General features: G+C 40.5%; 15 protein-coding genes. 6 read left to right on the forward strand and 9 right to left on the reverse strand.

Annotated features, from left to right (window positions below; genetic code table 11):
* Nucleotides 1–92 precede the first annotated feature (92 nt).
* The gene (gene mazG / locus EWE74_RS06025; RefSeq protein ID WP_130140586.1) at nucleotides 93–896 is read left to right on the forward strand and encodes a nucleoside triphosphate pyrophosphohydrolase; all 804 of its coding nucleotides are present in this window, start codon (nucleotides 93–95) and stop codon (nucleotides 894–896) included.
* A 10-nt stretch (nucleotides 897–906) separates the two neighbouring features.
* On the opposite strand, the gene EWE74_RS06030 is transcribed toward mazG, so the two are convergent.
* Entirely contained in the window at nucleotides 907–1,572 is a 666-nt protein-coding gene (locus EWE74_RS06030) for a hypothetical protein (protein ID WP_130140587.1), read from the reverse strand.
* A 101-nt stretch (nucleotides 1,573–1,673) separates the two neighbouring features.
* On the opposite strand from EWE74_RS06030, the gene trpS reads away from it, so the two are divergent.
* Nucleotides 1,674–2,675, forward strand: coding sequence for a tryptophan--tRNA ligase (trpS, locus tag EWE74_RS06035; RefSeq protein WP_130140588.1), 1,002 nt, complete (start codon nucleotides 1,674–1,676; stop codon nucleotides 2,673–2,675).
* Between the two features lie 97 nt (nucleotides 2,676–2,772).
* Nucleotides 2,773–3,387: a deoxynucleoside kinase gene (locus tag EWE74_RS06040; protein WP_130140589.1), complete on the forward strand. Its 615-nt coding sequence runs from the start codon at nucleotides 2,773–2,775 to the stop codon at nucleotides 3,385–3,387.
* 10 nt (nucleotides 3,388–3,397) lie between these two features.
* Here EWE74_RS06040 and radC read toward each other — a convergent pair whose 3' ends face one another.
* Nucleotides 3,398–4,084, reverse strand: a complete 687-nt coding sequence (gene radC, locus EWE74_RS06045) for a RadC family protein (protein ID WP_130140590.1) — start codon at nucleotides 4,082–4,084, stop codon at nucleotides 3,398–3,400.
* Nucleotides 4,085–4,237: 153 nt separating this feature from the next.
* On the opposite strand from radC, the gene EWE74_RS06050 reads away from it, so the two are divergent.
* Nucleotides 4,238–4,696, forward strand: a complete 459-nt coding sequence (locus EWE74_RS06050) for a peptidylprolyl isomerase (protein WP_130140591.1) — start codon at nucleotides 4,238–4,240, stop codon at nucleotides 4,694–4,696.
* A 14-nt stretch (nucleotides 4,697–4,710) separates the two neighbouring features.
* Nucleotides 4,711–5,115: a DUF5606 family protein gene (locus tag EWE74_RS06055; RefSeq protein ID WP_130140592.1), complete on the forward strand. Its 405-nt coding sequence runs from the start codon at nucleotides 4,711–4,713 to the stop codon at nucleotides 5,113–5,115.
* Nucleotides 5,116–5,154: 39 nt separating this feature from the next.
* Here the strand turns inward: EWE74_RS06055 and EWE74_RS06060 are convergent, their stop codons facing one another.
* Genes EWE74_RS06060 through EWE74_RS06070 form a run of 3 tightly spaced genes read right to left on the reverse strand, consistent with a single transcriptional unit; the run spans nucleotide 5,155 to nucleotide 8,793 of the window.
* A complete protein-coding gene (locus tag EWE74_RS06060; protein WP_130140593.1) occupies nucleotides 5,155–6,225 on the reverse strand; it encodes a PA0069 family radical SAM protein in 1,071 nt (356 codons plus the stop codon).
* 33 nt (nucleotides 6,226–6,258) lie between these two features.
* Nucleotides 6,259–6,909, reverse strand: coding sequence for a carboxylesterase family protein (locus tag EWE74_RS06065; RefSeq protein WP_239018567.1), 651 nt, complete (start codon nucleotides 6,907–6,909; stop codon nucleotides 6,259–6,261).
* A gap of 42 nt (nucleotides 6,910–6,951) precedes the next feature.
* Entirely contained in the window at nucleotides 6,952–8,793 is a 1,842-nt protein-coding gene (locus EWE74_RS06070; RefSeq protein ID WP_206365151.1) for a carbon starvation CstA family protein, read from the reverse strand.
* A 211-nt stretch (nucleotides 8,794–9,004) separates the two neighbouring features.
* Between EWE74_RS06070 and EWE74_RS06075 the strand changes: the two genes are divergently transcribed.
* Entirely contained in the window at nucleotides 9,005–9,475 is a 471-nt protein-coding gene (locus tag EWE74_RS06075) for a response regulator (protein ID WP_130140595.1), read from the forward strand.
* A 28-nt stretch (nucleotides 9,476–9,503) separates the two neighbouring features.
* Here the strand turns inward: EWE74_RS06075 and EWE74_RS06080 are convergent, their stop codons facing one another.
* The 4 genes from EWE74_RS06080 to EWE74_RS06095 are packed head-to-tail and all read right to left on the reverse strand — an operon-like array spanning nucleotide 9,504 to nucleotide 14,403.
* Nucleotides 9,504–10,589: a sensor histidine kinase gene (locus EWE74_RS06080; protein ID WP_130140596.1), complete on the reverse strand. Its 1,086-nt coding sequence runs from the start codon at nucleotides 10,587–10,589 to the stop codon at nucleotides 9,504–9,506.
* A gap of 56 nt (nucleotides 10,590–10,645) precedes the next feature.
* A complete protein-coding gene (locus EWE74_RS21425; RefSeq protein ID WP_130140597.1) occupies nucleotides 10,646–12,808 on the reverse strand; it encodes a sensor histidine kinase in 2,163 nt (720 codons plus the stop codon).
* Nucleotide 12,809: 1 nt separating this feature from the next.
* Nucleotides 12,810–13,580 (reverse strand): methyltransferase domain-containing protein, encoded by a 771-nt coding sequence (locus tag EWE74_RS06090; protein ID WP_165384655.1) that lies wholly within the window; start codon nucleotides 13,578–13,580, stop codon nucleotides 12,810–12,812.
* Between the two features lie 10 nt (nucleotides 13,581–13,590).
* Nucleotides 13,591–14,403 (reverse strand): hypothetical protein, encoded by an 813-nt coding sequence (locus EWE74_RS06095; protein WP_130141150.1) that lies wholly within the window; start codon nucleotides 14,401–14,403, stop codon nucleotides 13,591–13,593.
* Between the last annotated feature and the right edge of the window lie 88 nt (nucleotides 14,404–14,491).

Genomic DNA, 14,491 nt, shown 5'->3' on the forward strand with positions numbered 1-14,491 from the left:
TCTATTAAGATAACACGCTAAAGGGCTGTTCTGTTTTCGTATTTTTTGGCTAGCTTTGAGCAGCATTGTTAATTAGGTCTTAAAAAACAATTATGGCATACCCTGTACCCGAACCGCAATACACTTCCGGAAAAGCCTTCGAAAGGTTAATCACTATCTTAGATACCCTCCGTATAGCCTGCCCTTGGGATCGCAAGCAAACTATGGAATCCCTACGACATCTCACTATGGAAGAGCTTTATGAGCTTACGGATGCGATTCTGGAAAAAGATTATAACGAGATAAAAAAAGAGCTTGGCGATGTGATGCTACATCTTATTTTCTACGCGAAGATTGCCGATGAGCAACAGCAGTTTAATATAGTAGACGTATTGAACGCAATCTGTGACAAGCTGGTGATACGGCACCCGCACATCTATGCAGATACACAGGTAGAAAATGAGGAAGATGTTAAAAACAACTGGGAGGCCATCAAATTAAAAGAAGGTAGTAAATCGGTACTGTCCGGTGTACCAAAGGGATTACCTGCACTTGTTAAAGCGTATCGTATACAGGATAAAGTTCGTGGTGTCGGCTTTGATTGGGATGATAAAACAGAAGTTTGGAAAAAAGTAGAAGAAGAACTGGCAGAATTTAAAAACGAATTCAACCTCACAGAAGACGTGAACGTTGATCAGGAGAAAGCTGAAGCGGAGTTTGGTGATCTGCTATTTTCCTTAATTAATTACGCGCGGCACCTCGGCATTAATCCTGAAAATGCACTAGAACGTACAAATAAAAAATTTATACAGCGATTCAGTCATTTGGAAAAACGGGCCACCGAAAATGGAAAGCATCTCAAAGAAATGACTTTGGATGAAATGGACGTGTATTGGAACGAAGCGAAAAAATTATAAATTGGAGATATCAAGGCTCGTCACAGTCTAACGTCTCTGTTTTAATAAACAGTCTTTGAAACTGTTTCATTTGTGTACCATCATAATTGATATGATGCACTAAGTTGTTCGCACTATTCCACCAACCGTACACCAATACATAATCAAACGCACGATCTAGTCTATCTGCATGTTTCATGGTCGTTTCATAGTTATGCCATAAATATTCCGGTGTACTATTATTTTCCATCTGCATTTTTATCACTTGTTCGTAGGCTTCCAGTAAATCATCTCCTCCCTTGTGCAAGGCTTCCGCATATTGCCGGGCTTTCGTATCTTCCTTCACGGCCATTATTAAAGATTTAGTATCTTGTTTCGCGTTCTTTTGTACCTTCTTTAACGCGTACGTCTCTTGCAGATACTGCAATACGTCTTTCTTTAAACTTTGGAAATAATGTGTTTGGACAATCTGCAAATTTTTGACATGATGTATCACACTATCATATCTGGAAGTTAACTCTTCAAATGTCCCTCCATCATGAACGTAATGACTGGTACGAAGAAGGTAGTACGTATCGGCGAGCTGTTTCTCTGTATATTTTTTACTATCGTAAAAACCTGTATATGTACACAACTCGTCGTCGAATGTCCACGTTTTGTTTTGTGCTAATGCGACGTTTATCGCAGATACTAACATGAACATTCCTATTGAAATCCGTTTAATCCGCATAATCTCCATTTAAAAAACTAATATACTGACCTTGCCTTTAATTACCAATTAATCCGTAAATTCGCGACATGAAAGAAACTGTTGTTAGCGGTATCAGAAGTACCGGTAAGTTACATTTGGGCAACTACTATGGAGCATTGCGTAATTTCGTCAAAATGCAGCACGAATATAACTGCTTCTTTTTTATAGCTGATTTACACTCTTTAACGACACATCCCACTCCCGAACACCTCAACCGTACCGTAAGAGAAGTTGCGGTAGAATATTTAGCAGCGGGTATCGATCCCGAACAATCTACCATATATGTACAATCGGATGTTCCGGAAGTAGCGGAGCTCTACCTATACATGAACATGAATGCTTATTTGGGGGAATTGGAGAGAGCTACTGCATTCAAAGATAAAGTTCGTGCTAATCCGGACAATGTTAATGCTGGACTTTTAACGTACCCGGTGCTTATGGCATGTGATATCTTAATTCATCATGGCACCAAGGTTCCCGTTGGAAAAGATCAGGAACAGCATTTAGAAATGACACGTACGTTTGGTAACCGTTTTAACAGATTATATAACGTGGAATATTTTAAGGAGGCTTTTGCTTTTTCCTACAGTGATAAATTGGTTAAAATTCCGGGGCTGGATGGTAACGGAAAAATGGGAAAATCAAATGGTGAAGCTAGCTGCGTCTATCTAAGTGATTCTCCTGAGGTTATCCGTAAAAAAGTGATGCGTGCCGTCTCCGATGCTGGCCCTACAGAAATGCATCAAGCAAAGCCGGAACCCATACAGAATTTATTTGATTTGATGAAAGTGGTCTCGACACCGGACACTTTACAACATTTCGAAGATCTGTACAACAAGTGTGAAATTCGTTATGGAGATTTCAAAAAACAGCTTGCCGAAGATATGGTGCTGGCAACCGAACCCGTTCGTTCGCGCATCCATGAAATTTCAAACGACGACGAATACGTCAAAAAAGTCATCCGGATGGGTGCGGAGAAGGCAAGTGAAAGCGCACGTAAAACAATTAGGGAAGTGCGCGAAATCATTGGGATCAAGAAGTTGTATTAAAAATTGACTTCGGCGATTCTTGGTTCATTTTTTGTAACGAGGGACTTGATGATTCATCATGCAAAACTCATAATTTATAATTCGTCATTCATTCAACATGCACATAGCAATTGTAGGAAATATCGGAGCAGGAAAAACCACTTTAACAGAATTGATTGCACGTCATCTTAATTTTGAAGCACAATTTGAAGCTGTGGAAGACAATCCTTATCTAGAGGACTTCTATGCGGATATGAAACGGTGGGCATTTAATCTGCAGATATTCTTTCTAAACAGCCGTTTTAGGCATATTGTGGATTTACAGAACCGGGGCATCCATATGGTTCAAGATCGGACAATTTATGAGGATGCCTATATTTTCGCAGAGAACCTCTATGATATGGGGCTGATGAGTGCGCGTGATTTTGAGAACTATAGCAATATTTTCCAAAGTATCGTTCATTACATCAAACCTCCTGATTTATTGATTTACCTACGGGCTTCTGTGCCAACGCTGGTCAGCAATATCCAAAAAAGGGGACGCGATTATGAATCAGCTATCCGTTTAGATTATCTATCCAAACTCAATGAAAAATATGAAAAGTGGATAGGCAATTATAACGATGGAAAGCTCTTAGTTTTAGACAAGGACAACCTCGACTTCGCGAACAAGCCTGAAGACCTAGGGCATATTATTCAAAAAATAGAAGCTGAAATGTTTGGGCTATTTTAGCCCAACATCTTTACAACAAATCTTCATCGCGAAAACTGAGATAAGCGGTGTCCGTGAAGATGATATGATCGTTCACCCGAATGTCTATCAGCTCTGCAGCCGCAACAATTCTTTTTGTAATTATTTTATCCGCATTGCTTGCCCGCAGCGTACCCGATGGATGATTGTGAATCAGAATAAGGGAGTTAGCCTGTACTTGCAAAGCAAATCGTAGAATAACCCGTACATCCACTGGTGTCGCATCATTGCCTCCGCGCCCTATTATTTTCTTATCTAACAATTTGCAGCCCGTGTTTAAATAAAGTACCCAAAACTCTTCATGGGGCAAATCTTGGATATAGGCTCCGAAATAATCGTACACCTTCCGGCTACTATTCAAGACGGGAATCGCTTCGGGTTCCATCTCTTTTCGGCGACGGCCCAATTCCAAAGCGGCAATGATACTAATGGCTTTTGCCTCTCCTATGCCACGGTAGCGGCATAAATCTGGCACCTCCAATCTGGAGATATTATTTAAATTATTTTGGGCGTCGGATAATATCCGACGACAGAGTTCGACGGCAGTTTCTTTTCTAGAGCCAGAACCGATCAGTATCGCCATCAGTTCCGCATCTGACAAGGCTCTTCGACCTTGTTCCAATAATTTTTCACGTGGGCGGTCGGCTTCTGACCATTCCCGGATAATTAGTTTTTCCATGTCAACAAGTATATAACGGCATGTTAAAATTACTACTTTTTTTAGTAAAAACAAATCCATTCATACAAAACGCATTAACAATTCTTAACCGATTCGAGCCCTGCATTTCGTAGAGAAATTCTATCTTTGCAATTCCATATAAATATCAAAACAATGAGTAAAGCGATTATCAAGACAGAAAAAGGCGATATGACCGTGCAATTTTACACGGAAGACGCTCCTAATACGGTAGCCAACTTTATTAAATTGGCAAAATCAGGTTATTACGACGGTTTAGCGTTCCATCGCGTCATTCCTGATTTCGTGATTCAGGGTGGCTGTCCCAACACACGTGAGGGAGCAACGGGCGTACCCGGCACGGGAGGTCCTGGTTACAAAATCGACTGTGAGTTAACTGGTGAGAATCAATATCATGATAGAGGTGTATTATCGATGGCACACGCTGGTAGAAATACAGGTGGTTCACAATTTTTTATATGCCACAGCCGCAACAACACAGCACATTTAGATCGAAACCATACCTGTTTCGGCAAAGTTATTGAAAATGTCGATGTTGTGGACGACATCCGTCAGGGAGATCGCATTTTAGGAGTGGAAGTTATTGAAGAATAATAACCTAAATAGACATGAACTTAAGAGCTTTAGTATCAGTTACGGGAAAACCAGGTCTTTTTAAATTGATCGGACAGAGTAAAAGTGGATTTATCTTAGAAACATTAGACGATAAGAAAATCAAATCCACTGTCAACCTATCCACAACCAAGATGGCCACTTTGGAAGATATTACCATCTATGGTGAGGAGGAGGAAATACGGCTATTGGATGTATTCGAAACCATCAAAGAAAAAGGTGGAGATATGCCCGATATTAAAGATGGGAAAGCTTTACGCGCATTCTTTCGTGAAATAGCACCTGGACATGACGAGTCTAGGGTATACGCCTCTGATATGAAGAAAATTATATCTTGGTACAATATCATCAAAGAGCTTCCTTTATTTAATGAGGAGGCCCCAGAACCGATTCAGCAATAAAAAATAAGTTGGAGGCGCAACCACGCGTCTCCACTACTATCAAAATAACCGCATTTGTGCATCGCGATTGGGCCTTTCAAATAAATCCGTACGTAAAACTGGATAAGCCTGTAGTCCCATATACTTTTTAACCGCTACTTTGAATAATTGCCGTATTCCTTCTGCGGTTTCACCATCCCCCCTAATCCTCCTGCCCCACTGACTATCGTTGAGTTTACCACCGTGGCAAGCTTCTATACCGTGTATGATCTTTTCTGCACCATCAGGATAATTTTTGTAAACCCAGTCTGTAAAGATATCTGCTATCGCCCCATTTAGTCGTACAATAGTATAGCTAGCCCATTTGGCGCCTACATCTGCGGCGCGTTTTATCAATGCTGGCATCTCATCGCTATTTATTCCCGGCACAATGGGGGCAATCATCAAGGAGACGGGTATATTTTTCTCTGCCAATTTTTCCATCAACTTTAATCTTGCTGCCGCCGTCGCAGTTCGTGGTTCCATCTTCCTTCTCACCTCTTCGCGCAGGCTATTGATCGTGACCGATACACTTACTAACTCCGCCTCAGCAAGTGCTGCCAAGATATCCAAATCACGCAGCATCAATACGTTCTTGCTTATGATAGAAACGGGATGCTTATAGGTTAGAAAAGTAGTTAGCAGCTGGCGGGTGATCTTCAATTTTCTTTCGACAGGTTGATAACAATCGGTATTTCCCGACATGAAGATGGGTTCTGGAACATAGCTCTTTCGATCAAATTCTTTTTCCAACAACTCCACCGCATTATACTTCACCAAAATCTTTCGTTCGAAATCCAACCCTGCACTATATCCCCAATACTCATGTGAATTCCGCGCATAGCAATAAATACAGCCATGTTCACAACCCTGATATGGATTTAAAGATCGGTAAAACCCTAGATCCGGACTGTTTACCTTAGACAAAATTGCTTTCGGATAGGTTGCTATAATTTTTGTGGACGCCGACGATAGAAAGGCCTCATCCAAACCCTCTATATATTCTTGCACATAGCGTTGTTCAAAAAATTTGTTATTGGGATTTACTTGGGCGCCCCTCCCTTTAAAATATGCTTCTTCATTTGAATCCATGCACAAAAATACTAAAAATATTAGCTTTTCGTGTTATTCTTCTTTACTATAGCTAAACATCCACTCGTATATATCGTCTTTATGAAAAAGTCTTTCTACGCTGCCATGGGTACCTCCAGGAATAATAGTTAAGGTGACATCAGCTTGCGGATTGGCTTGCTTGATTGCCTTGTATATTTTTTTAGACTCCGACGCAGGAACCGCACGATCTACGCTTCCGTGCTGTATCCACAACGGTACAGTCGACAGATTTTGTGCATATTTCAACGTGCCGCCTCCACAAATAGCCACTGCCGCCGCAACGGATTGGGGATATTTTCCTACGAAATCCATCGTTCCGTACGCTCCCATACTCATACCGCATACGTAAATACGTTTTTCATCTACATTGTAATGTCGAACCACGTAGTTTAACACATCTTTTACTTTATCGGGATCCCAGCCGTTGGTCGTTTGAGGAGCTACAATGAGCGAAGAGGGTATCTCTACGCCTCTATTTTTAGCATACAATACGCCATATCGTTTCACCCTGTTCAAATCTCGTCCTGAAAGACTTCTACCATGCAAAAAAATCAAAACAGGACTGGTATATTTCTCGTCATAATTTTCTATGTCAATAAGAAAATCATAAGCCGCTCTTCCTTCAATTGCTTGTTGTTGTACATAGACTTTGTTTATCAACATGAATATAAAAGCGATACTATATTTAAGCATATCTCGTACAATTTACCTTTCCACTAATTCTTTAACGGTATCACCATAACTATCTACCTTATCAGCTTCCATTTTAGTGAGACGGTGCCATCTTTTAAAGGTGTTCACAAAAACAATGAGCATTAAAACCATCGCCAACAATGCTAGCGATGCCAATAAATATTGACCTTCTGGCAGGTAGATATATCGGATTTGTTCATAACCCGCCCAAAAGGTAATGATCGCCATAAATACGCCAGGAATAGCTGCACAAAGTGCATATTTTCCACGATTAATACGGATCAACATCGTTGTACAGACGATAAGTCCGCAAGCTGCCAGTAACTGATTACTGATACCAAATAACGGCCATATGCTACTTACATTTCCCGTATACACCAAATATCCCCATGCAAATGTAAAAATTAAGCTGCTGATAATAATGCCCGGTGTCCAGTTTTTGTCACCAAACTTCGGCATGACCGTACCTAACATTTCCTGCAAGAAGAATCGGCCTACACGGGTACCTGCATCTATTGCCGTTAATATAAAAACCGCTTCGAACATGATGGCGAAGTTATACCAATACGCCATCACGTCATCCATAAACGGTATTTTATTGAATATATGGGCCATACCTACAGCCAGTGAAACCGCTCCTCCCGTTCTCCCCTGTAGATCCACCCCGATCTTCTCACTAAAATGCGCCAAATCTACAGGATGCAAATGGGGATTGGCCGCCATAAATGATTCATACATTTCTTTGGGGGTATTGATGGCAAAATAATCACCAGGAACCAGTGTACAAGCAGCTATTAAGGCCATTAATGCGACAAATCCTTCTACAAGCATTGCTCCGTATCCCACGAAAAGAATTTCCTTCTCGTTGGTCAACATTTTTGGTGTCGTACCCGTCGCGATTACCGCATGAAAGCCCGAAATCGCTCCACAGGCTATAACGATAAAAATAAACGGCAAAACAGGTCCTCCGATGACTGGACCTCCCCCATGAATAAACGCCGTAACGGCGGGCATTTCAATCGTTGGCTGCACAAAGATGATCCCGATGGCCAACATCAGAATCGTACCGATCTTTAAATAGGTGGACAAATAATCCCGTGGAACCAAGAGCAACCATACAGGAAGAACCGACGCCAAAAAACCATATACGGTGATGGCAATCGATATGGTCTCCACCCGCCAATGAAACAAGTTGCTGATGGAAGCAATCTGCATGAGCTCATGCCCGCCCACGATACCGGCAATCAATAATACCCCACCGATAATACTGGCAAACGTGACGCTATTTTTGCGATAACGCATGATTAATCCCATGAGAATCGCTATCGGCATCGTAGCAATAACGGTGAATAAAGACCAAGAAGCTTCATGCATCGCGCTGATACAAGCCAGCGACAGTCCGGCCAAGGTCAAAATCAAAATAAACAGTACGGCAAAACCTGTTATCAAGCCGGTAGCTTTCCCAATCTCCTTACCCGCTATCGTAGCCAAGCTTTCCCCTTTATGCCTCACGGATGCGAAAAGCACCACCATATCGTGTACTCCACCCGCTAATACACAACCTATCAAGATCCACAATGTTCCGGGAAGATAGCCAAACTGTGCAGCAAGCACCGGACCCACAAGTGGTCCAGCCGCGGCAATGGCGGCAAAATGGTGTCCGAAAAGGACATTCTTGTTGGTTGCTACATAATCTTTACCATCGGCAAATTCTATTGCGGGGGTTACATTCTTTGCATTGAGGCGTAACACTTTATTCGCCATAAAAATGCCATAAAAGCGGTAAGCGATCGCAAATAGTAATAGTGCTACAAACACCAGGGTAAGGGCATTAATGCCGTTTAGATATTCCATTAAGAACAGGATTATAACTGTGAAGGCAATATTAAATATTTTTATTTACAAATCAAATTCTTCATTTATCGGAAAAAGCAATATTTATGTTTTTTTAGAGAATACCATCCCAAATAACGCTGTTGTAATAAAAATGGAATACCGACATTTTTATTATTCAATATTTTCGCTAATTTTACATATATTTTTCTCTGTGTAAAAAGACAAAAAAATGGAAGACAAAGGCGGTAAAATATCTGTACTATACGTTGATGATGAGGAAAATAACTTAATTTCTTTTAAGGCTACTTTTCGGATAAAATACAAAGTTTATACGGCTATTAGTGGAGCAAAAGCCATAGACATTGTAAAAACAAAACCTATTGATATTATCATTACTGATCAACGCATGCCTGGAATGACGGGGGTAGAATTTCTGGAAGAGATTATCAAGATTAATCCCGATTCGATGCGTATCCTGTTGACGGGTTATACAGATATGAGTGCTGTCATTGATGCTGTCAACAAGGGAAAGATTTTCCATTACCTCAACAAACCTTGGAGCGAAGAAGAGCTCGACGAAACCATACAACGAGCTTACGATATTTATGCGGAAAAGAAAAAGATACTGGAAACGTATTCTAAACTCGAAGTTTCTAACGAACAATTAGAATTTTTACTTCGCCAAAAGTTGCTTTCCTAACGCAGATATCTGTTTTTAGATCCTTTAATTATTTACTGGGGATTTTCACTTTGAAGCAAGTGCCTGCACCGAGCTGCGATTCCACCTCAATAGAACCTTGTATTTTTGAAACAGCCCCCTGTACATTATAAAGACCGAAACCCATGCCCTCTGCCTGATCACTATCTCTAAAGAAGAGTTTAAAAATATTATCTATATTTTGAGGAGAAATACCAATGCCTTTATCACTTACTTCTATAAATGCATAACCATCCGTAACTTCCACAGAAAGATTGACTTGTTTTACTTTAGCATCCTTTTTTTGATATTTAAAGGCATTGGAGAGCAGGTTATGGAAAATTAATTCAAACACCGCTTTATCCCCTCGAAAAGTCTCCTGTTGATTAACAGTAATATTAAATATCGTCTCATCATTCTGCGTATATATCTTATAGAATTGTCGGATATTTTCAGAAAGCTCATTAAAATTAATCGGAGAAATAGTAAGCTCTCCTCTTCGTAGCAGATAATAGTCGCGTAAACTATTGATATAATCATCAAGCATCGACACAGAACTTTCCATCAAGCCTAACAACTCGCGTATTTCCTCTATGTTATCTAAAGTCGATGCCAACTGGGTAGCAGATAAAATGCCTGTAAGCGGATCCCGAAGATCATGACTTACACTGTATGCAAACTTATCCAACTCGTCATAGGCCTTTTCCAGTTCCTCATTTCGGATATCCAGCAAGGAGGTGGTAATATAAAATTTATTAGCTTCTTCAATAGCAGAAATAATCTCTTCTTCCATCCAAGGTTTGCGAACAAATCGGAAGATATGCCCCTTATTTATCGCCTCTATCACCGTTTCCATGTCAGCATGAGCTGTCAACAAAATGCGAATTGGTCGGTTAAAATCGCTTTTTATACGATTGAAAAAGTCGGTTCCCAATTCACCCGGCATTCGTTGATCACAAAAGATAACACGTATATCAGGATGCTGACGCAGAATCTGTAAGCCTTCTGTCGTATCCAAGGCTGTAAAAATCTCATAACGATACCGAAAATTAGCTTTAAAGCTAATCAAATTATTTGCTTCGTCATCGATATATAATATTTTTGCTTCTTCTAGCATGATCTGGTAGCGTAAAAGTAATAACCCTAACAACGAAATTAGCGATATTCTCCCAATTAATGGCTATCTTCACTAAAGTTTTGGTGAATGGGAATAATGATCGTAAATACAGTTCCTTTGCCTTCTTCAGATTCGACTTCAATTTTTCCGTGATGCTTTGCAATCGTATTGTACGTAATGGACATGCCCAAACCGGTACCTTCGCCCACGTCTTTAGTCGTAAAAAACGGTTCAAAAATCTTTTCCCGAATATCTTCAGGTATACCAACACCGTTATCGGTTATTCGAATATAAATATTTGTGGGTTCCTGATGAATACCCGTCTCGATTTTTAGTTGCCCACCCGGTGTGTTTTTAAATTTCTGATTGATAGCGAAAATAGCATTATTTAAGATATTCAAGAATACCTGATTCATCTTCCCTGCATCGCATTCTATTTTTGGTAGATCTCCATATCTTTTCTCTACGGCTATTCCTTCTTTGATTAGCGTATTCAAAATAACCATAGTCGACTCTACGCCTTCATTTATATCGACAAATTTGAAGCTGTCTTCATCCACTCGGGAGAAAATACGCAAGCTCTTGACGATTTCGGCTGTTCGGTGAGCACCATCATGCATTCCTTTAAGTAAAAAGTCGACTTCAGTCTTCAAATATGCAATATCGATATCTTCTTTGTATGCCTGAATACATTCTTGCTTATCTTCGGCGGACAGGTCCGGAGAAAAAGCTATCCGCTCCACCTCATCCAATGTGTCCCAGATCATTTTTATGTCGCGTTTAAGTGGAGCAACGTTGGACGTCACAAAGTTGATCGGGTTATTAATTTCGTGAGCGACTCCAGCTGTAAGTTGACCTAACGAAGCCATCTTCTCTGCCTCTACAAGTTGCGATTGCGTTTCTTTTAAATGGAGTAATGTTTCTTGAAGGGACACATTGGAAGCTGTAAGTTCTTGCGTCCGCTCGTCTACTTTCTGCTCCAGAAGTATATTTTGCTCACGGACTAGCCGCTCATTTTCAAGCAAAATTGCCAATTCCCGTGCTTGAGAGGCGTCCTTTTCCTTCTTCAAGATATTGATACGCGCTGCTAGGGCAAAAGAAAGTAAAGCCATTTCTATGATAGATGCCAGTCTAAAGGAATTGCTCGTAAACGTTGTGTAAGGTAGAACACCATAGTCTTTCAACAGGAAAATTAATGCACCTATCAACAAGATCGCCCAGGCCATAAAAAAGTATACGGCTGGTCGGTACCTTTTCAGGAGAAGATACATGGAAACCGCGAATAGCGTCACGGCTTCTAACGTTGTTGCGATTTGCATGATTTGGAACCCCAATCGTTCAAACCCTGCTATTGTAGCGATAAAACCTGTAGCGAACAACAAAAAGAGACCAAATAGTGCTAACCTCGAGAGTCGTGAATTTTTCTTGAGATTTAAGAAATGATCGGCAAAAAAGAGTACCGCGATCCCACTGATACATGCGAAAAGAATTACACTTATTTCTTCCCACATGGGGTTATTGGGCCAAAGGAATTGAAAGTTAAATCCCGCAATACCGCATTGTGTCAAGCCTAAAAAGACGACATAAATTACATAATGTAGATACGAATAGTCACGGACAGAAAGAAACAAGAAAAAGTTGTAAAGTGCCATGATGAGCACAACACCTAAATAAAGTCCCAATAAAATATCTGTCACACGTATTTCTTGCCAAACATGCTCTTGTACACCTAACGAAAGTGGTAGGATAATTTGTTCTGCACTTCTAACACGCAGATAATATTCCTTCGATTCAAATGGACGAACATACACATCGAAGACATAATTAGGATGTTTATAAAGTCGATCAGCAAATTTTTTAAAGCTTCCTAAATGGGCGATAGAATTTAAACGCCCCATTGCGTCCACTTGATAAAGTTCCACATCATCTAACAACGGATACGCAACGTTTAATAAAAAACGTGACCGTCGGCTCTCGTTTTTTACCTCAAACCGCACCCAAGTGTTGTGACGACTCAAGCCAAGATTCGGATTTACGACTTGGCTGTGTATAAATTCGTCACGCAGCGAACTGATCTCTTCCGCACCTATCTGTCGATCTGGCTTCAAGATATAAAGACCGGAATCCAGTCCAACTAATGTAACATCATCTGTTAATTTTATTTGACCAAATATCCCTAACGGAAATAGTATAAAAAGAATAAAGAGCCGAACATTCATATCATTTTACACCCGATACCACCACTATATTCATACTACAAGAAAAAAAGCCTTGTTCATCCGCATATTTCTGTGCAGCCACGAAATCGTCATGTTCGGCTTGCGTAATCAAATCAAGCGTCAACATTTCCGCGATCATCTTATCGATCCACAAATACGTACATGCATCGTTGTAGCTGCTTAGGACAAACGGCGTAACTTCCAGCGTAATTTCCCGAAAACCTATGTTTCTCAAATAGGTTGTTAAAGATTGTGCTGCTTTTCCATTATTTACTTTTTTTGTTGATAGATAATTATTAAGCTTATCTGACACGGATAGATTTCCATTATAAAACGAAATACTTTTCCAGTCAGATTCTACGATCACCGCCCTACCGCCAATCTTCACTACACGATATACTTCCTTAAAAAGTGCGGCGGGTTTGGCAATATGCTGAACTAATCGCTCCATACGTATCCCACCAACGGCCTCGTCATCCAATGGAAGATGAAGAGCATCTCCCACAAAGAACTCTACATTATTATCTGTTTCAATCAGCTCCTTCGCTTTACTTATCATCTTTGGATCATGGTCTATACCGATAAAATGGAGATTGTTCCCCTGGAAAGCACGAGCCATATGGCATAAATCTTGTCCCGTTCCACACCCTAAGTCAACAATCGTTCCCCCATCAGGTGTGGATTCCAAATAGGTATACGATTTATGTTTGACCCCCTGAAGTAGCTTCATCGTTTCCGATAAATAATCTATGTTATAGTGTTTTTCAGCCATTGTTTTATTTTCAGAATATACTTGGTTCCGTGTCGTTAAACGATTGATCATTGATATTGTAGCGGGACATGCCTTGTATCAGTTTTTTAATGTCCCAATTTTTCAAACTATCTAACTGCAGACTGTAGTGAATCTCAATTTCTTTAGAACGTAGTTCTTCTATACGTATAACCTCACCTTGTGCCCTTAAGTCCATAATAGCATTTTTATCCATCTCCGATGCCAACGGTAGATGCTGTACATCGTCCAAGATCATAGTTGTTGCCACCAAATCGAGCTTCGGATAATAAAAAGTACCATTATTTCCCACGCTGGTTTCTTGACGATACCCCACACTTTTCGTTAAATTTATAGTATAGGGTGCGCAAAGTGCAAATAGTGATTTTATGCCTATCCGAGGCGCAATAGCAATCGCTGCTCGTGTAAGAAAGATACTTCCGATGCCATATCCGGCTATCTCCCGGGAATTCCACAAGCCACAACCCTCACCCGTTCCTTCCTGTGCATATTCCCACACCAGGTCGAAAATTTTGGGATCCATTTTTCCCGTTGCTTCCTCAATAGGTAAGGGTTGCGTACCTCCAGACACATGTATCCGCGCACCACCATACACACGCTCTCCGTCCAAAGATTCTACAATCAACACGAAAGCAGCCGGATTATACATCCAGTCATTTTTTGAAGAGGTTACTTTCTTTACGCCTATTGCCGTCAATACGTGCTCATGTCCTTCAATAAAACGTTCACACGTTTTAGGATCATCAATAGCTCGGAATGCTCTGAGTCGGACTACCGGGCGTCCATCTTTAAATATTAATGCCACGTTAAAGGTTAAAATTTTATCTACACTAACAAAACTACTCAAAAGTCTTGTATATGACATGTATTCCGCGACATTTTTCCATAAGAAA

This window comes from Sphingobacterium corticibacterium (assembly GCF_004208525.1).
Lineage (GTDB): Bacteria > Bacteroidota > Bacteroidia > Sphingobacteriales > Sphingobacteriaceae > Sphingobacterium > Sphingobacterium corticibacterium.